Source organism: Streptomyces sp. WM6378 (genome assembly GCF_001279695.1).
Classification (GTDB): Bacteria; Actinomycetota; Actinomycetes; order Streptomycetales; family Streptomycetaceae; genus Streptomyces.
This window is the reverse complement of record NZ_LGDD01000155.1, coordinates 28485-46114: the sequence shown is the minus strand read 5'-3', so window position 1 is coordinate 46114 and position 17630 is coordinate 28485. Positions and strand designations below refer to the sequence as shown.

16 protein-coding genes are annotated in these 17630 nt (G+C 71.1%); 5 read left to right on the top strand and 11 right to left on the bottom strand.

Going from position 1 to position 17630, the window contains the following annotated elements; all coding sequences use genetic code 11:
* Positions 1-4: 4 nt before the first annotated feature.
* From ADK54_RS15000 to fabG, 5 genes are all read right to left on the bottom strand, one after another.
* On the bottom strand, positions 5-1036 hold the full coding sequence (locus tag ADK54_RS15000; RefSeq protein ID WP_053726124.1) for an aldo/keto reductase: 1032 nt from the start codon (positions 1034-1036) through the stop codon (positions 5-7).
* Between the two features lie 43 nt (positions 1037-1079).
* Positions 1080-1718 carry an antibiotic biosynthesis monooxygenase family protein gene (locus ADK54_RS14995; RefSeq protein ID WP_053726123.1) on the bottom strand — a complete coding sequence of 213 codons (639 nt, stop codon included), beginning with the start codon at positions 1716-1718 and terminating at the stop codon, positions 1080-1082.
* 16 nt (positions 1719-1734) lie between these two features.
* The gene (locus ADK54_RS14990; RefSeq protein ID WP_053726122.1) at positions 1735-3258 is read right to left on the bottom strand and encodes a class I adenylate-forming enzyme family protein; all 1524 of its coding nucleotides are present in this window, start codon (positions 3256-3258) and stop codon (positions 1735-1737) included.
* Entirely contained in the window at positions 3251-4201 is a 951-nt protein-coding gene (locus ADK54_RS14985) for an aromatase/cyclase (protein WP_053726121.1), read from the bottom strand. The genes ADK54_RS14990 and ADK54_RS14985 overlap by 8 nt, the downstream gene beginning before the upstream one ends.
* A 76-nt stretch (positions 4202-4277) precedes the next feature.
* Positions 4278-5075: a 3-oxoacyl-ACP reductase FabG gene (gene fabG, locus ADK54_RS14980; protein ID WP_053726120.1), complete on the bottom strand. Its 798-nt coding sequence runs from the start codon at positions 5073-5075 to the stop codon at positions 4278-4280.
* A 178-nt stretch (positions 5076-5253) separates the two neighbouring features.
* Here fabG and ADK54_RS14975 point away from each other — a divergent pair, with 178 nt between their 5' ends.
* A complete protein-coding gene (locus ADK54_RS14975) occupies positions 5254-5697 on the top strand; it encodes a nuclear transport factor 2 family protein (RefSeq protein WP_053726119.1) in 444 nt (147 codons plus the stop codon).
* Positions 5698-6171: 474 nt separating this feature from the next.
* Here ADK54_RS14975 and ADK54_RS14970 read toward each other — a convergent pair whose 3' ends face one another.
* The 6 genes from ADK54_RS14970 to ADK54_RS14945 form a co-directional block, all read right to left on the bottom strand.
* Positions 6172-6426 (bottom strand): acyl carrier protein, encoded by a 255-nt coding sequence (locus ADK54_RS14970; protein WP_053726118.1) that lies wholly within the window; start codon positions 6424-6426, stop codon positions 6172-6174.
* Positions 6427-6461: 35 nt separating this feature from the next.
* The gene (locus ADK54_RS14965) at positions 6462-7709 is read right to left on the bottom strand and encodes a ketosynthase chain-length factor (RefSeq protein ID WP_053726117.1); all 1248 of its coding nucleotides are present in this window, start codon (positions 7707-7709) and stop codon (positions 6462-6464) included.
* Positions 7706-8977, bottom strand: coding sequence for a beta-ketoacyl-[acyl-carrier-protein] synthase family protein (locus ADK54_RS14960; protein ID WP_053726116.1), 1272 nt, complete (start codon positions 8975-8977; stop codon positions 7706-7708). The genes ADK54_RS14965 and ADK54_RS14960 overlap by 4 nt, the downstream gene beginning before the upstream one ends.
* Before the next feature lie 60 nt (positions 8978-9037).
* Positions 9038-9844: a thioesterase II family protein gene (locus tag ADK54_RS14955; RefSeq protein ID WP_159047767.1), complete on the bottom strand. Its 807-nt coding sequence runs from the start codon at positions 9842-9844 to the stop codon at positions 9038-9040.
* A 29-nt stretch (positions 9845-9873) separates the two neighbouring features.
* On the bottom strand, positions 9874-10644 hold the full coding sequence (locus tag ADK54_RS14950; protein WP_053726114.1) for a cyclase family protein: 771 nt from the start codon (positions 10642-10644) through the stop codon (positions 9874-9876).
* A 157-nt stretch (positions 10645-10801) separates the two neighbouring features.
* Positions 10802-11620 (bottom strand): AfsR/SARP family transcriptional regulator, encoded by an 819-nt coding sequence (locus ADK54_RS14945; protein ID WP_053726113.1) that lies wholly within the window; start codon positions 11618-11620, stop codon positions 10802-10804.
* 299 nt (positions 11621-11919) lie between these two features.
* Between ADK54_RS14945 and ADK54_RS45970 the strand changes: the two genes are divergently transcribed.
* The 4 genes from ADK54_RS45970 (at position 11920) to ADK54_RS43390 (ending at position 17529) form a co-directional block, all read left to right on the top strand.
* Positions 11920-12084, top strand: coding sequence for a hypothetical protein (locus ADK54_RS45970; RefSeq protein WP_159047766.1), 165 nt, complete (start codon positions 11920-11922; stop codon positions 12082-12084).
* Positions 12084-14369 (top strand): TOMM precursor leader peptide-binding protein, encoded by a 2286-nt coding sequence (locus ADK54_RS14940; protein WP_053726112.1) that lies wholly within the window; start codon positions 12084-12086, stop codon positions 14367-14369. The genes ADK54_RS45970 and ADK54_RS14940 overlap by 1 nt, the downstream gene beginning before the upstream one ends.
* Before the next feature lie 53 nt (positions 14370-14422).
* Positions 14423-15067, top strand: a complete 645-nt coding sequence (locus ADK54_RS14935) for a hypothetical protein (protein ID WP_053726111.1) — start codon at positions 14423-14425, stop codon at positions 15065-15067.
* A gap of 179 nt (positions 15068-15246) precedes the next feature.
* Positions 15247-17529, top strand: a complete 2283-nt coding sequence (locus ADK54_RS43390; protein WP_078966390.1) for a sensor histidine kinase — start codon at positions 15247-15249, stop codon at positions 17527-17529.
* Positions 17530-17630 lie beyond the last annotated feature (101 nt).

The following is a 17630-nucleotide window of genomic DNA, read 5'->3' as shown; positions in this document are numbered from 1 at the left end:
CCTCTCAGAGGGTGGCGGGGGAGGGGGTGGCGGCGGCCTTCGCCCGGAGCATGCGGCTCAGGGTCAGCCCGGGGTCGGTGACCACGACGGGGCCGAGCGCCGCGTCGATCCGGGCGAGCAGCTCCGGGTCGAGCACGGCCTCGGCGGCCGCGAGGTTGCGGCCGATCTGCTCGGGCGCGGAGGCCCCGATGACGGCCGTGGCGACCTGGGCGTTCCGCAGCACCCAGGCCAGGGCGAGTTGAGGCATCGTCAGATCGGTCTCCGAGGCCAGCTCGGCGACGCGGCCGACGGCGGTCAGGACCTCGTCCGACAGGAAGCGGTAGCGCTGGATCGAGACGTCTCCGCCCTTGGCGGCCACCGCCCGGGAGCCCGCGGGCGCCTGCCGCCCCGGCTTGTACTTTCCGGTCAGTACGCCGCCGGCCAGCGGCGACCAGACCATCTGCCCGATGCCGAGCGGCGCGCACGCCGGGACGACCTCGGCCTCGATGACCCGCCACAGCATCGAGTACTGCGGCTGGTTCGAGACCAGCTCGATGCCAAGGTCGCGGGCGAGTTCCGCGGCCCGCTCGATCTCGTCGGCGGCCCACTCCGAGACACCGACGTAACGGACCTTGCCCGCGGCCACGGCGTCCGCGAAGGCGCTCATGGTCTCTTCGAGCGGCGTCGAGTCGTCGTACAGGTGCGCCTGGTACAGGTCGATGTGCCCGGTGCCGAGGCGGCGCAGCGAGGCGTCCAGGCTCTCGGCGATACGGGTCCGCGACAGCGCGCCCGGGCCGGGCCCGCCGCCCCTGCCGACCTTGGTGCAGATCACGACGGCGTCCCGGTCGACGCCCGCGAGGGCCCGGCCGAGGTGCTCCTCGGCCCGGCCCTCGGCGTACGCGTCGGCGGTGTCGAACGTGGTGATGCCCGCGTCGAGGGCGGCCCGCACGCAGGCGGAGGCGGCCCGGTCGTCCAGCTGGTTGCCCGCGGTCAGCGAGTTCCCGAACGCGACCCGGCTGACCACCGGTCCCGAGGCACCGAGACGGCGGTACTCCATGGTGAATCCCTTCTGTTCCGGGCGGGGCCCGCCTCCCGAGCCGTCAGGCCCCGGCCGGGGCGAGCTCGGCGCGGTTGCCCGCGACGTGGGCGGCGGGCACGGTGCGCACCTCGGCGAGCGCGGCGAGCGCCGCGTACTCGGGCAGGGCGGTCGCCGCGAGCGCGGCTTCCGCGTCGCGCCAGCGGGTGAGCGCGGTGAACCCGCCGGGCCGGGCGAACAGCGACTTGGCGAGGTCGGCGGCGACGAAGCCGTCCAAGGCGGCGGCCGCCTGCGCATGGGCGCGGTAGGCCCCGACGAAGGCGTCGGTGGTGTCGGAGCTGTCGGCGTTGCCGGCTTCGACGGTGAAGAAGTCCACGAAGAGCACGTCGCCGGGCTCGCCCGCGACGCCGTCGAAGCGCGCGAGCCCCATCGAGGGGTCGGCCTCCACAGAGACGATCTTGTGGAATTCCTCGGCGTGCTCCTGGAACGTGGCGCTCGCGAGGACCTTCTGGAAGTCCTCGGGCCGCTCCCACCAGCCGAGGTTGACGTACACCTCGGGCCGGCCGGCCGAGCGGACCGCCTGGTGGGCGAGGAAGCCCGGCTGGGCGCGCATCCACTCCACGTGGGCCAGGAAGCGGGCCTCGAACTCCTCGGCGCCCGCCGGGTCGAGCAGCGTGAACGTGTTGATGACGGTGAAGGACATGCGGTGCCTCTCCGGCTCAGCTTGCGACGGGCTGACGATGTGTCAACTGCTCGGCAAGCACCCGTCGTTGGATCTTTCCGTTGCCCGAGCGCGGGATCGCGTCGAGCGTCATGGCGTCGCGTACGTGCTGGTAGTACGGCAGGGCGTCATTGGCCTGCGCGATGACATCGGCGAGGTCGTCAGGGTGCGCGCCGGCGAGCACCACGAGGGCGCCCGCGACCGCGCCGTGCTCGACATCGGCCAGCTCGACCACGACGACGTCGGCGACCCGCGGGTCGCGGCGCAGCACGCGCTCCACGTCCGAGGGCGCGACCAGGAAGTTGTCGCACTTGAAGACGTCTTTGAGGCGGTCCACCAGGAACAGCCGGCCGTCCTCGTCGATCCGGCCGACGTCGCCGGTGCTCAGCCAGCCGTCCGGCTCAAGGCCGGTGCCGTCGGGCCCGCCCGCGTACCCCTGCATCACCTGCGGGCCGCGCAGCTGCACCTCGCCGACGCCGCCCGGCGCGAGCACCGCGCGCGAGTCGATGTCGACGACCCGGCACTCGGTCCCGGCGACCGGGGTGCCGACCGAGCCGTGCACCGGGTGGTCCGGGTCGTCGCTGTGGGTCAGCGGGGAGGTCTCGGCGAGCCCGTACCCCTGGAAGACCGGCACGCCGAACCGCTTGGACAGGCGGCGCGCGGCCGGCACCGGAAGGCCGGACCCACCGGAGGCGATCCGCCGCACGGACGTCATCGAGACGGAGTCCAGATCCGGGTCGGCCGCGAGCCGGGCGAGCCGCACCGGCAGGCTGTACAGGATCGTCGCCCGATGCCGGTTGGCGGTCATCAGCGCGGCGTACGGCTCCGGCGAGGCGCACAGGACCTGCGTCGCGCCTGCGGCGATGGCCGAGTTGAGGTGCATCGGATGGTAGGTCGGCAGGTGGTTCAGGCTGACCGTGTCGCCGTCGAGCCGGTGCGCCTGGGCGATCTGCGCCGCGTTGACGGTCACGTTGCGGTGGCTGAGCCGAACGGCCTTGGGGCGCCCGGTGGTTCCGCTGGTGAACTGGAGGGCGGCGGTGTCCCCGGGCCCCTTGCCGTGGGCGGCAAGGGGCCGGTCGGAGGCGAGTGAGTCGAGACCGTCGGTACCGGCGCCGATCAGGACGACCTCGCGCAGCTCGGGCAGCCGGTCGCGGACCTGCTCCAGGCGCGCGTTCAGACCGGTGTCGAGCAGGGCCACGCGGGCCCCGCCGAGACCGAGCACGTGCAGCAGGTCGTCCTCGCGCAGCAGCGGGTTGACCACGGCCACGGTGTGCCCGGCCCGCACGGCCGCGTAGTACGCGACGGCGACGTCCGGGTGAAGGACGGTGCCCACCGCCACGACCGTGGGCTCGGGCGCGAGCGCCTGGAGCCCGGCGGCGACGGCGGTGACCCGGGCGTCGAAGGTGGCGTAGTCCATCGCGAAGTCGTCGGTGACGACGGCGCGCCGCGCGGGGTGCGCGGCGGCGGCCCGGGAAAGCAGCTGGTCGAGCCGGTCGGGCACCTCGGGCAGGGTGTCAGCCACGGAGCGCCTCCGCGTAAGTGCGGGCCAGCTTCAGGGTGTTGGTCGAGTTGGTGGACAGCGCGCGGTGCACATAGGCGCGGGCGTCGGCGACGGTCTTGCCTTCACCGAGGTACTTCTCGATGGTGTCGGTCCGCAGCGTGACGGTGTGCCGGGAGGTCACATCGACGCCGCCCTCGACCTCGACGATGGTCCAGCGACCGGTGTGGGCGGTCATGAGTCCGGGCACGGTGGTCTGCTTGTAGACGATGCGGTCCGGCGCGAAGACGACGCGGATCGACTCGGTGGTGTGCACCGAACCGTCGGCGGTGCTGGTGTCCATCGCCATGACCTGCACACCGGGCTCGTCCTCGGTCAGGTCGAGACGCGCGACGTGCGGCAGGCGCTCGGGCCACAGGTCGGCCCGGTTCAGGAAGTCGAATACATCAGCAGCGTCGGCGTCCATGTGCACGGTGTCGTCGAAGGTGAAGACCAGCTCGTCCAACTGGGCGTGCCGCTCGGCGAGTTCCTTGATGTTGTTCAGCTCGGCCGCGCTGTTGCGGTCCACCGCCGAGTTGATCCAGTCCACGGCGTCCGGGGCGTCGTCGACGGCCTCGAAGTCGTGGTGGAGTTCGAGCAGCGAGGTCTCGGCGTCCACGGGGGAGACCACCCAGGCGCCGCCCATGCCCGCCACCGGCGGCGTCGAGACCTCCTGGCGGAAGTCGACCCGCAGACGCTGCGGGTCGAAGGTGCGGCGCGAGATCCAGTTCTTGACGGCGCCGTTGGCGGTCGCCCAGATGTGGATGCGCTCGGCGCGGTCGTCCCGCTCCAGGTGCTCGACGTGCACGTTGGGGCCGAAGTACTGCGGCCACTTGGTGACATCGGCGACGATCCCGTACACGACCTCGGCGGGGGCGGCGACGGCGACGCTGTGGAGGGTGTGGTGCTTCGTTCCGGTCACGGACACGGGGTAACTTCCTTAAGTGATAGGGGAGTTGGGGGAGCCGTCGGGCTCGTCGTCGGGGCCGGTCGACCCCTCGGGGTCAGAAGTTGCCGAGGCCGCCGCAGACGTTGAGGGCCTGCGCGGTGATCGAGGCGGCGGTGTCGGTGGCCAGGTAGCCGACCAGACCGGCGACCTCCTCGGGGGTGGAGTAGCGGCCGAGCGGGATCTTCGAGGTGAACTTGGCGAGGATCGCGTCCTCGGAGGTGTCGTACGCCTCGGCGTAGCCCTGCCGCACGCGCTGCGCCATCGGCGTCTCGACGTAGCCGGGGCAGACGGCGTTCACGGTGATGCCGGTGGGGGCGAGCTCGTTGCCGAGCGCCTTGGTGAAGCCGACCACGCCGTGCTTCGACGCGGAGTAGGGGGCGCCGAGCACCACGCCCTGCTTGCCGGCGGTGGAGGCGATGTTGATGATCCGGCCCCAGCCGCGCTCGCGCATCCCGCCGGCGTTCAGCGCCTCGCGGGTCACCCGGAACACGCTGTTCAGGTTGGTGTCGATGACGTCTTCCCACAGCTCGTCCGACACGTCGGCGGTCACGCCGCCGCCGCTGCGGCCGGCGTTGTTGACGACGACGTCGACGCGGCCGTACGCGGTGACGGCGGCGGCCACGAGCTCCTTGACGGACTCGGGGCTGCGGACGTCGGCGGTCGCGCCGGACACCTCCAGGCCCTCCTCACGGAGCTCCTTCACGGTGAGCTCCACGGACTCGGCGCTGCGCGCGCAGATGAACACCGCGAGCCCGGCCGCGCCGAGCGCCCGCGCCGACGCCAGACCGATCCCGCTGGTCGCCCCGGTGATGAGCGCGACCCGGCGCTCGCTGGTGACCTTGGGCTGAGTCATACGAATCTCCTCGGGTGGGTTGGTGTACGGGGGCCAACGTGCGCCGGTGCACTCGAACGGGTATCGAGCGGGGCTGGACCCCTTCGCGGGGCTCCGGCCCCCCACCGGCGCACCAGCGCGGGTCGAGCGGGGGCCGTGATGCTCAGGGAGCAGGAAGATCCAGGAGGAGAGGACCCCCATGAGCGTCACCGAGCTGCCGCAGGCCGCCACCACCGCCGGGCTGTACACGGAGATCCAGCAGTTCTACGCGCAGCAGATGCATCTGCTCGACGACGGCAAGGTCGAGGAGTGGGCCCACACCTTCACCACCGACGGTGTGTTCGCCGCCAACGCGCAGCCGGTCCCGGCGGTGGGCCGTGAGGCCATCACCGCGGCCGCGGCCGCCGCCACCGAGGCGTACGCCAAGGCCGGCGTCCAGCGTCGGCACTGGCTGGGCATGGTCTCGGTCGAGGGCGTCACCGACGGCGCGGTGAACGCGCGTTGCTACGCCCTGGTCATCGAGACGCCGCGGGGCGGACGTCCCGAGATCAAGGCCAGCACGCTGTGCGAGGACCGCATCGTGCGGGTCGAGGGCGCCTGGCAGATCGAGGACCGCCAGATCACCCGGGACGACCTGGTCTGACCCACCCCAGAACGAGTGCCCGCACGCAATCCCCCGGCGTGCGGGCACTTCTGTGCGTGCGGCCCGGCGACGTGCGCTGGGGCTCCGCCCCACCCCTTCCCGAAACCCGCCGGGGGTAAGTGTTCGGCTGCGGACCGTGGGTGGTTGCTCGCGCAGTTCCCGCGCTCCTATCAGGGTTGACCTCGGCAGGATGCCCATGCAGGCATCCCCAGCCCGGCCGGCGTTTGAGGCCGAGCGCCGTTCAGGCGCGAACGGGGGTGCAGGGGGCGGAGCCCCCGGCGGGGGTTCGAGGGGCGCAGCCCCTCAGGGGGTCTGGGGCTCAGCCCCAGGGCTCAGCCCCAGACCCCCTGCACGGGCGGGCGGGTGGGCAAACTCCCCAGGGGGTTGCCTCGCGGGGGGCATCCCGGGCAACGCAAACGGCCGCCGCACCCCGTAAAGGGTGGGCAGCCGATTGCACAGGGAACCCCGGAGGGGCTACGCCGCCGCCGTAGACGACAGGCACTCGTTGATGAACTCCAGCAACAGCCGAGGCGTGGCCGCCTCCGCAACCGTGTCGTCGGACAGCTGTATCTGGTAGTCCCGCTCGATGACCCCCGTCACCTGGAGGATCGCCAGCGAGTCGTACCCCAGGTCGTCGAACGGCACGTCCAGGACGTCACCGTCCAGGTCGATCCCCTCGCCGACACCGGCGCACTCGCGCAGCAGCGTGGTCAGTTCCTTGAGATTCATGAAGCTCGCCTCTCTCAATGCCAACAAATGGGAGTTCAGTTCGCCGCGGTCACGACGGCCGCGGCGTTGAAGCCGCCGGTCCCGCGGGCCAGGACGAGTGCGGTACGGACCGGGCCGCGCCGGGCCTCGGTGACCAGGTCGAGCGCGTCGGCCGCGACCGGGGACGTGACGTTCACGGTCGGCGGGATCACCGCGTCCCGGATGGAGAGCAGCGCCGCCGCCAGGTCGAGGGAGGCGCCGCCGGCCGACAGCCGGCCCGTCATGGTCTTGGGGGCCGTCACCGGCACGCCGCGGGGGCCGAACAGCGCGGTCAGCGCCGCCTCCTCCTGGCGGTCGAGCTCGGGCACCCCGGACGCGTCCGCGAAGACGACGTCCACGTCGGAGGCGCTCAACCCGGCCTCGGCGAGGGCGAGTTCGGCCGCTCGGCGCAGGCCCGGCTCGCCGCCGCGGCCCGGTGCCGGGTCGAAGGTGGCGGCGTAACCCGAGAGCTGTCCGTAGATCCGGGCGCCGCGCTCGCGGGCCGCCTCGGCGTCCTCCAGGACGAGGATGGCGCCGCCCTCACCGGCGACGTAACCGCTGGCCTCGCTGTCGAACGGCAGGAACGCGCGCGCCGGGTCGGCGACCGGGCTCATCCGGCCGCCGGCGAGCTGCGCCGTCCAGCCCCAGGGGCAGACCGCGCCGTCCACCCCGCCGGTGACGATGAGCTTGCTGCCCTTGCGCAGCTGGCGCCGCGCCTGGGCGACCGCGTCGAGGCCGCCCGCCTGCTCGGTGACCAGCACGCCGCTGGGGCCGCGAAGACCGTGCCGGATGGAGATCTGGCCGGTGTTGACGGCGTAGAACCAGGCGTACGACTGGTACGCGGAGACGTACTGGCCGCCCTTGCTCCACAGCGCCTGGAGCTCGCGCTGGCCGAACTCGAAGCCGCCCGCGGAGGCCGCGGTGACCGCGCCCGCCGAGTACTGCGGCATCTCGGCCGGGTCGGCGCCCGAGTCCTCCAGGGCCTCCTTGGCCGCGGTCAGCGCGAGCCGCGTCATGTGGTCGGTCTGCGGAAGGAGCCGGCTCGGGATGTGCTCCTCGGCGTCGAAGCCGGGCACCTCGCCCGCCAGCGTGGAAGGGTAGCCGGAGGCGTCGAAGCGGGAGACCGGACGGATGCCGCTCTCGCCCGCCACCGTCGCCCGCCACCAGGCGTCCGTACCGAGGCCGTTGGGGGCGGTGACGCCGATCCCGGTGAACACCGCGGTGGCGGAGCGCACCGCCGTACGTTCGAGCAGCTCGCTCGTCATGCCGTCTTCCTCCGCTCGGGCTTGGTGAGCACGATCGCGCTCTGGAATCCGCCGAAGCCGCTGCCCACGCTGAGCACCGTGTTGATGTCCCGCTCGCGGGCGTGGATCGGCGTGTAGTCGAGGTCGCACTTGGGGTCGGCCTCGTGCAGATTCGCGGTGGGCGGCACCATGCCGTGCTCGATGGCAAGGGCGGACGCGGCGATCTCCAGGGAGCCGATGGCGCCGAGCGAGTGCCCGATCATCGACTTGATGGAGGAGACGGGCGTCGCGTACGCGTGGTCGCCGAGGCTCTTCTTGAACGCGGCCGTCTCGTGCCGGTCGTTCTGCAGGGTGCCCGAGCCGTGCGCGTTGATGTAGTCGATGTCGGTGCCGGGGATCCCGGCCTCGTCGAGCGCGGCGCCGATGGCTTCGGCCATCTCCGCGCCGTCGGCCCGCAGGCCCGTCATGTTGTACGCGTTGGAGCGCGAGGCGAACCCGGCGATCTCGGCGTAGATGTGCGCGCCGCGCGCCACGGCCTGCTCGTACTCCTCAAGCACGAACACGGCGCTGCCCTCGCCGAGCACGAAGCCGTTGCGGGACTTGTCGAAGGGCCGCGAGGCGGTCTCCGGCTCGTCGTTGCGGTTCGAGGTAGCCTTGATGGCGTCGAAGCAGGCGACCGAGATCGGCGAGATCGGCGCCTCGGTGGCCCCGGCGATCATGACGTCGGCGCTGCCCTCACGGATCAGCTCGACGGCGTGGCCGACCGAGTCCAGGCCCGAGGTGCAGCCGGTGGAGACCACGGCCGTGGGACCCTGCGCGCCGAACTCCCAGGCCACCTCGGCCGCGAACGAGCTCGGCACGAAGTAGTCGTACAGGTGCGGCACGGCCCGCTCGTGGTCGACCAGCCACTCGGCGCCGTTGTTGCTGACCGCCGCGTACTCGTAGTCGAGCCCGGTGGTCGCGCCGACCGCGCTGCCGATGGTGACGCCGGTGCGGAAGGGGTCGACGCCGGCCATGTCCAGGCCGCTGTCCGAGACGGCCTCACGGGCGCCGACCAGCGCGAACTGGGCGGCCCTGTCGAGGCGTCCGGCCTGCTCCTCGGTAAGACCCTGGGCGACCGGGTCGAAGTCCACCTCGGCGGCGATCTTCGACCGGAAGGCCGAAGCGTCGAAGAGCGAGACGGCCCTGGTCGCGGTGCGACCCGCGGTCAGCAGGGACCAGTACTCCTTGGTGCCAACGCCCCCGGGGGCGACCACACCGATTCCGGTGATGACTACGCGTCGGCTCACCTGTCCCCCTCGTTGGGCTGGGCCTGGGGGTGCGCCCCGGGAATGTGCAGCACGGCTGCGTCACCTCTCTGATAGGTCCGCTGTGAGATCCGCTGTTGGAAGGAGTCTCGTCCCGCCCTCTTGACGCCCGCTCGACTCGCCGTCGTACTTCCCCTTGAGCGACTCCCGCAGCTCAAGGGCCACTTCGCGCAGCAGCTCGGGCACCACGCGCTCGCGTACGAAGAAGTGGCCGCCGGGCAGCGTCTGGAGCCGGAAGCGGGTCACCGAGTAGTCGGCCCACTCGGCCACCTCCCACAGCGGCGCGATCGGATCGTCCCGCCCGGCAAGCGCCATCAGCGGCGTACCGACCGCCATGTCGGCGTTGACCTGGCACAGCGCCTCGCCCAGGCGCAGATCGTCGCGGAGCGCCGGGATGACCTGGCGCTGCCACAGCGAACGGTCCCGCCCGGCGGCCTCCGGCGGCGCCGCCTCCAAGTCGACCAGCAGATCGATGAGTTCGTGGTCGGGCAGGCGCGCCCCGCGCAGCAGCGTGTTGCGCAGATGCGGCGGCGGTACGGCGCCGATCACCAGGCGGGCCGGCGGCAGCAGCCCGTCGTCCTCCAGGGTCCGGGTCAGCGCGTGCGCGACCAGACCGCCGAGGCTGTGCCCGTACAGGAGGTAGGGCCGGTCGAGGAGCGGAGTGATCAACTCCCTCAGCTCGTTCATCAGTTCAGTGGCGTCGGTGATCCGCGCCTCCTTGGCGCGCGGCCCGCGGCCCGGAAGGAGCACCGGCACCACCTCGGCCGTGTCGCCGAGGATCTTCTGCCACTTGGCGAAGGAGGAGATCCCGGCGCCCGCGTGGTGGAAGCAGAACAACCAGGGCGTCACGGTGTCTTCCCGTGCGGCGCTCTCGGTTCTCATTCGTCGATCAGGGCGACGGCCCGGGTCCAGCCCGCCCCCGCTCCGGCGATCTTCACGGGGAAGCAGGACACCCGGAAGCCGTGCGTGGGCAGCGTGTCGAGCTGGGCGAGCCGCTCGACCTGGCAGTACTCACGGCGCCGGCCGGCGAAGTGAGCCGGCCACAGGACGGACTTGTCGCCGGTCTCCTGGAAGGTACGGATCATGTGCCCGAAGGGCGCGTCCAGGCTCCAGGCGTCGGTGCCGATGACACGCACCCCGAGGTCGAGCAGGTAGTCGGTGGCGGCGCCGTCGAGGCCGGCGAAATCGGTGAAGTACCGCGGCGTACCGGAGTGTTGTGAGGCCCCCGTGTGCAGCATGACGATGTCGAGCGGCTGCGGGGTGTACCCGATCTCGGCGATCTGCTTCTCGATGCGCTCCACGCCGATGGCGCCGATGCCCACATCGCTCACGTCGAGCACGACGGCCGGACGCAGGAACCAGTCCAGCGGCATCTCGTCGATGTGCCGGGGCCGCCCGTAGTCGCCGACCGAGCCGTAGTGCGAGGGCGCGTCCACGTGCGTACCGGTGTGGCTGGTCAGGGTGAGGGTGTCCAGGGACAGGAGTTCGCCCCCGGGCAGGTCGGCCGGATCGAAGTCGAGCCCGAAGTGCTCCTTCATCTCCGCCGCCATGTGCGCGGCGCCCTCGGCGGGCGTCATGATCTCGTGGACGATCGGGTCCGGCTCCCAGCCGGCCGCGTCCACGGGCGACGACAGATCGATGACTCGCAAGGTAACCCCCAGTGTCGTTGGCGACGTTCGGGGGGCACTGTGCGTCGATCGCCTAGAGGCCGGATCGAGCCACGCACGCGTCGGACCCCGCCCTGTGGGGGGAGAGGGCGGGGTCCGGACGCGTTGCTGCCGGGCGGTCGGGCCGCCCGCGCGCCGCTCAGGCGGCGAAGAGGTCGAGCACCGGGCGACGCCCGGCCAGGTGCGAGTCGAGCGCCGGGTCACCGGCGAGCACCGCGCGGTGCAGCTGCTGGAGCCGCGCCGAGGGGTCGAGCCCCAGCTCGTCGGCGAGCCCGCGCCGCAGGTTCTGGAACACGTCCAGCGCCTGCCACTGCCGGCCCGAGCGGTACAGCGCCACCATGCACTGGGCGTGCAGGCCCTCGTGCAGAGGGTGACGAGCCGTCAGAGAAGTGAGCTCGGCGAGCAGTTGCATGTGTCGCCCGAGCCGCAGGTCGGAGTCGATGCGCTGCTCAAGCACACCGAGCCGGCTCTCCTCCAGGCGCACCAGCTCGATTTCGAGCAGCGGGCCGAGGCGGACGTCGACCAGGGCCGGACCGCGCCACATGCCGAGCGCCTCGCGGTAGAGCGCGGCGGCGCTCTCGTCGTCACCGCGCTCGGCGGCACCGCGCCCGGTGGCCACCAGACGGTCGTACTCGTGCACGTCCACCGCACCCGGCGTCACTTCGAGGAGGTAGCCACCGTGCCGGGTGGCGAGCACCTCACGTGCGGTGTAGGGGCTGTCCGGGCCGAGCGCTCCCGCGATCAGCCGGCGCAGCTGAAGGATGTACGTCTGCAAGGTGGTCAGCGCGCTGCGGGGCATGTCGGCCCCCCAGATCTCCTCCATCAGCGTCGGCACCGGCATGACCTGGTTGGCGTACACCGAGAGCAGCGCCAGTATCTGCCGGGGCTTGCCGGCGCTCGGGACGACCGACGTGCCGCCCGACTCGGCCATGAGCGGACCGAGAACCTTGATCTCCATGGGATTCCTCCGGGGTCGGATCTGCCGGATGACCCGATGGTTTTCGGACCCGGCTCCAAGCACCCTCAAAAGCTGTCACCCAGCCCCGACTTACGGCAGTGCCGGGCTCCTGAACCCGGCATGTGAGTGTCCTGGGGCCGGGTATGAAAGTTTCATGTGCATCCCGTGACCGCGGCACTGGGGCGGATTAGGCCGACCCGGCAGAGTTCTGGACGTCGCCTCGACCAGAACTCAAGGGGCGACGGCCAGGGGGTCAGGTCCCCCTCGCCTTCAACAGCTGTCTGCCTGGGGGAAGACCTATGAACGCGAACATCGGCCTCGCAGTGTCCGTCAGTGATGATCTTGTGATCGAGGAGTTCGGGCGGTACGCCGTTTTGAGCCAGCCCGCGTATGCCAGCTGGGGCTCCGGCGTCACCCAGATACCGGTGTCGGCCACCGCCGAGACCGCCCGGCGCACCGTCTGATGGGGGCCGTCCAGACCGCCGCCCCGCTCCTGGGGTTCAAGCCGCACCTGCGGGTCGAGCAGGTGCCCGGTGAAGCGGTGTACCTGATCTCCGACCAGCGCGTCACCGCACTGCACGGCGAGCAGATCGCCTGCCTCGCCCCCTTCCTCGACGGCACCCGCCCCCTGGAGCGCATCGCCCAGGACACCGCGGACTCGCTCCCCTCCGGGCAGGCCGCCCGGCTGGTGTCGCGGCTGACCGGCGCCGGGCTGCTGTGCGGCCGCGAGCGCCAGGTGACCGCGCAGGAGGCCGCCGAGCAGGCGTACTGGGAAGCAGCAGGACTGGACGGAACAAGGGCGGCGACCGCCCTGGCCCACGGCGCTGTACGCGTCACCTCCGTCGGCAGCGCGGACGCGGACGAACTCTCCGCGAGCCTCGCCGTCGCAGGACTCACCACCGCGACCGGCAATGACCCCGCCGACCTCACGGTTGTCCTTTGCGATGACTATCTCGACCCCGAACTCGCCGTGATCGACGCGGAGTTCCGCGCCGCGGGCCGACGCTGGCTGCCGGTGAAGACCGAGGGCACCGAGATGTGGATCGGCCCCTTCTTCGGCGACCCTGACGGGCCCTGCTGGTCCTGCCTGGCCGAACGCCTGTGGCGGACCCGCCCGGTGGAGGCCCACGTCCAGCGCATGCTGGGCCGCTCGGGCCCGGTGCCCCGGCCCTCCTGCACGCTGCCCGCCGCCCGGCTCGCCGCCCTTCAGCTGGCCGGCCTCGAAGCCGCCAAGTGGCTTGCCGGATACCGCGATGCGAGCCAGCAGGCGCTGCGTACGCTCGACGGTCTCACCCTCGCCGGGGAACTCCACCCCGTCGTACGCCGCCCGCAGTGCCCGACCTGCGGCGAGCCCGCGATGACCACCGCCCAGGTGCAGGCCCCGATCGTGCTGCGCTCGCGGATCAAGCGGGACACCAACGGAAACGGCCATCGCAGTCTCACGCCTCAGCAACTTCTGGACCGCTTCGGCCACTTGGTCGATCCGGTGACTGGGCTGGTGCGCGACATAGTGCGCAACGAATGCGGCCCGGGATTCTTCAACTCCTTCTCCGCGGGCCTCAACCCGGCTGCGGGGAACCAGGGTCTCGGCGCGATACGCGGCGGACTGCGTGCCTCCTGCGGCGGCAAGGGTGCCACCGAGATCCAGGCCAGGGTCAGCGCCCTCGCCGAGGCCCTCGAACGCCACTCCGGCCACTTCGAGGGCGGCGAGGCCACGGTCCGCGGCAGCTACCGCGAACTGGCCGCCGATGCCATCCACCCCAACACGGTCCAGCTCTACGACGAGCGGCAGTTCACCGGCCGCGATGCATGGAATGAGGTGCACGGCCCGTTCCAGTACGTGGCCGACCCCTTCGAGGAGGACACGGCGACCGACTGGACACCGCTGTGGTCGGTGACCGAGCAGCGGCACAAGCTGCTCCCGACCGCGCTGCTCTACTACGGCGTGCCCCAGCCGCCCGGCGCCTTCTCCTGCCTGGCCACCTCGAACGGCACCGCAGCCGGCGGAACGGTGGAGGACGCCGTACTCCAGGGCTTCCTCGAACTCGTCGAGCGCGACGCGCTGGCCCTGTGGTGGTACAACCGCACCCGCCACCCCGCCGTGGACCTCGACGCCTTCGACGACCCGTGGATCAGTGAACTCAAGCGTGTGCACGCCTCGTTGGACCGTGAGGTGTGGGTCCTCGACCTGACCGCCGACCTCGGCATCCCGGTCATGGCCGCACTGTCGAGGATTGTCGGCGCCGAACCCGGGCAGCGGCAGGACATCATGTTCGGCTTCGGTGCCCACTTCGACCCCGCGATCGCGCTGCGCCGCGCCCTGACCGAGCTGAACCAGATGATGCCGCACGTGGTGGCACCCGACGGCAGCGTCTCCCGCGCGGCCGCCGAGGACCCCGACGTACGCGAATGGCTGCGTACGGCGACCGTGGAAGACCACCCGTATCTCCTCCCCGCGGACTGCGCCCCGACGGGCCCGGACACGCACCCCTACACTCCGAACGACGACCTGTACGAGGACATCGAGGCGGTCGTAGGGCTGCTGCGCGGCAAGGGGATGGAACTCCTCGTACTCGACCAGACGCGGCCCGACGTCGGCCTGCCGGTGGTCAAGGTCGTGGTGCCCGGACTCAGACCGCACTGGGCCCGCTACGCCCCCGGACGCCTCTTCGACGTCCCGGTGCAGCTCGGCAGACTGGCCGCGCCGACCCCGTACGAGGACCTCAACCCGGTCCCGCTCTTCCTCTGAACCCGCTGAACCCGCACGCGAACCACACCCTGCCGGTGGAAGGACCCTCTCTCATGCGTATCGACCGCCTCGCGGCCCGTGAACTCGGTGAGTTCTGGTCGCTGCGCGAGGACGTCACGGTGCTGTTCGGCCAGAGCACCGTGCTGCGCACGCCGTGGGGGGAGCTGCGTCTGGAGCGGCCGGGGCCGCTGCTGTGCGAGGCTCTGCGCCGGATGCAGCTGGGGCCCGTGTCGCTCGCCAATGTGGTGCCCGGGTTTCCCGGCTACGACGTGCCCGAGGGCGAGTGGAACGAGGCCTCGCGGGAACTGCTCGACGCCCTGGCCCCGCTCCAGCACGTGATCGTGCGCCACCTCGCGATCGGCGCCTCGCCGCTCCTGAGCGTGATCCCGCTCTCACCGCGGGCGTCGTTCCACCCGCCGCCGGTCGCCCCCGGAGGCGAACTCCGCGTGCCGAAGGAAGCGGTGCTGCGCAGGCCCGGACGCGATCCCGTGCTCTCGTACGAGGGCTGCGACCACCGCATCGAGCTGCACGGCCCCGACGCTCCGCGGCTGCTGCTCCATCTGCAGGGAGGGAAGGGCGATTTTCGGTCACCGCTGGACGTTCCGCTTCCGGGGACCGTCGTCCAGGCCGCCCGCGCCTACGCGGTCGCCGCCGGAATGCTCTCCGCGGTGGATCTCAACGGTGCCGCCCGGCTGTGAGAACCGGTCGAGCACTACAGATTCGGCCTCCGGATTACCTATGATCCGGACCGGAGACGTGCTTCTGACCGAGCACCGTGAACCATGGGGGACAGTTGAAAGCAGAAGTAGTCGACCGTACGGAAGGAATATCCGCGGACGTCGGCAGCGTGGTGCTTCCACCGCGTAAGGCAATAGCCGTGACCGCGGCCGCACTCCTCGGTTTTTTCGTGATCGACGCCGTCTTCATCTGGGCCGAGAATCCGCCATGGTGGGAACGCATCGTCGCCCTGCTCGGCTTCGTCGCGATCCTGGGTCTGCAACTCACCCACTCCTTTCCGCAGCTACTTCCCAGCGTCTACCGCTATCGGTACGCGACCTGGAGCCTCCAGGCGGTCCTGGCCTACGTCCCCCTTGCCCTGTTCGGTTTCGCGTGGGGCGGGATGACGGAGTTCCTGACCGCCTCCTCGGTCCTGATCTTCCCGGCGGTGATCGGCTGGCCGCTCTTCGGCGCCGGAGTGCTTACCTGCTGGGGTCTGTACAGCGGCCGCGATACCAACACCGTCCTCTACAACGTCGTCGAAGGCGCGCTGATCCCGCTGATCGTCATCGGGCTGTCGCGGATGTCCGACATGATCGTGAAGTTGCACCGTTCCCGCGAGGAGTTGTCGCGACTCGCGGTCGCGGGTGAACGACTGCGCTTCGCCCGCGACTTGCACGACGTCCTCGGCTTCAGCCTGTCGGCGATCTCCCTCAAGTGTGAGCTTGCCTACCGGCTGCTCGCGGACGCGCCGGCCAAGGCGAACGAGGAACTCGGTGAAGTGCTGCGCACCTCCCGCAAGGCGCTCGCCGATGTGCGTTCGGTCAGCCGGGGCTATCGGGAGATGTCGCTGTCCGGCGAGGCCGAAGCGGCGGTGTCGATGCTGTCTGCCGCGGGCATCCGCACGACGCTGAAGTTCGAGGTCGGCCAACTGCCCGCAGCGGTGGACACCGTCCTCGCGACCGCGCTGCGGGAGGGTCTGACCAACATGCTGCGGCACAGCAAGGCCGAGAAGTGCGAGATCCGGGCCGAGCGCGTGGGCGCCGGCGCCGTCCTGACGCTCGCCAACGACGGCATCGGCCGTGCAAGGCTCCCCAAGGGCGGCACGGACGGAGGCCTCGCCGCACTCGACTGTCGAATCAAGAAGTTCGGCGGCACCCTCAGCCACGGCTCCGACGACCAGGGCTGGTTCCGCCTCGAAGCCGTCGTGCCGCTGCCAGAACGGGCCGGAGAGGATCGGGGCTCGGACCTCGTGACCGTCTCCGACACGGATGACGCCGAACAATCACCGGTGCAACCCCACGGCCACCGGGATCTGGTGCCCCGGGCCGCCGCAGCGATCACACTCGCGGTCCTGGTGGGCTATTTCTTCGCGTATTCCCTGATCGCCATGTCCTACCAGCCGCCGTTCGGCAAGGCCGTGGCGACGGAACTGCTCATATTCGCAACTTTCGTGATCCAGCTCGCTGTCTCCTTCCAATGGCGATACGCCTGGTCGACCCGCCACCCACGCCTGCTGAGCCACGGCGCCCTCGCTGGAATGCTGCTGCTTCAATGCGTGCCTTGGTTCTTTCTCGGCCCGACCTGGCTGGGAATGCCCGGTTTCGTCGCCGGCTCGGCGCTCCTCATGCTGCCGACGGCTGCAGGCTGGGGGCTGGTCACTGCTCTGACGGTGCTCACCGACATCGTCTTCTGCCAGGTTGACGGGACTCTCACGGATCTCATCTACGAAACGGCCTACACCGTCATCTGCGCCCTGGTCGTTTTCGGCCTGTCCCGCATGGCGCAGCTGGCCTCTGAACTCCATTGGTCCCGCACGGAGATCGCCCGTCTGGCCGTGACGACGGAGCGTCTCCGCTTCGCCCGTGACCTGCACGATCTGCTCGGGTTCAGCCTGTCCGCGATCACGCTCAAGTGCGAGCTGGTACGCCGCCTTGCGCAGAGCCGGCCGGTGCAGGCGCAGGCTGAGTTGACCGAGGTGCTGCAGATTGCACGCCAGGCCCTCGCCGATGTGCGGACGGTGGCCGATGGGCGCCAGCGCATGAGTTTGACCGCGGAGGCGGAGAATGCGACCGCGATGCTGGCGGGGGTGGGTATCCGGGCGACCGTGGACACCGACTGCGGTGAGCTGCCCGGCGACGTGGAGACGGTGCTCGCGACCATGCTGCGGGAAGGGCTGACCAACATGCTGCGGCACAGCAAAGCCGCCCACTGCGAGATCACAGCGGAGCGCACGGCGGCCGGGGTGCGGCTCACTCTCGTCAACGACGGGGTGGACGGGTGTGCCGCCCCGGGGCTTGACTCGAAGGTCAACGGCGGTAGCGGGATCGGCAATCTGACCACGCGGGTCAACGCGGTGAACGGCCGCCTGGAGGCGGGGGCGCGGCCCGACGGCTGGTTCGAGCTGAAGGCCGAAGTCGAGCTCCTCGCCGCGGCTGCCTGACGCGTCGAGGCGTCAATCCTGCCGGAAGGCGTTCACAGGCCTCACCACGATGCGGTCTACGCGCGACGCACCGCCCACAACCGAAGAAAAGCAAGCTCACG

Excerpts from the sequence above, each read along its gene's own strand:
- ADK54_RS15000 (WP_053726124.1), bottom strand. The coding sequence starts at position 1,036 with ATGGAGTACCGCCGTCTCGGTGCCTCGGGACCGGTGGTCAGCCGGGTC.
- ADK54_RS14995 (WP_053726123.1), bottom strand. The coding sequence starts at position 1,718 with ATGTCCTTCACCGTCATCAACACGTTCACGCTGCTCGACCCGGCGGGC.
- fabG (WP_053726120.1), bottom strand. The coding sequence starts at position 5,075 with ATGACTCAGCCCAAGGTCACCAGCGAGCGCCGGGTCGCGCTCATCACC.
- ADK54_RS14975 (WP_053726119.1), top strand. The coding sequence starts at position 5,254 with ATGAGCGTCACCGAGCTGCCGCAGGCCGCCACCACCGCCGGGCTGTAC.
- ADK54_RS14970 (WP_053726118.1), bottom strand. The coding sequence starts at position 6,426 with ATGAATCTCAAGGAACTGACCACGCTGCTGCGCGAGTGCGCCGGTGTC.
- ADK54_RS14965 (WP_053726117.1), bottom strand. The coding sequence starts at position 7,709 with ATGACGAGCGAGCTGCTCGAACGTACGGCGGTGCGCTCCGCCACCGCG.
- ADK54_RS14945 (WP_053726113.1), bottom strand. The coding sequence starts at position 11,620 with ATGGAGATCAAGGTTCTCGGTCCGCTCATGGCCGAGTCGGGCGGCACG.
- ADK54_RS45970 (WP_159047766.1), top strand. The coding sequence starts at position 11,920 with ATGAACGCGAACATCGGCCTCGCAGTGTCCGTCAGTGATGATCTTGTG.
- ADK54_RS14940 (WP_053726112.1), top strand. The coding sequence starts at position 12,084 with ATGGGGGCCGTCCAGACCGCCGCCCCGCTCCTGGGGTTCAAGCCGCAC.
- ADK54_RS14935 (WP_053726111.1), top strand. The coding sequence starts at position 14,423 with ATGCGTATCGACCGCCTCGCGGCCCGTGAACTCGGTGAGTTCTGGTCG.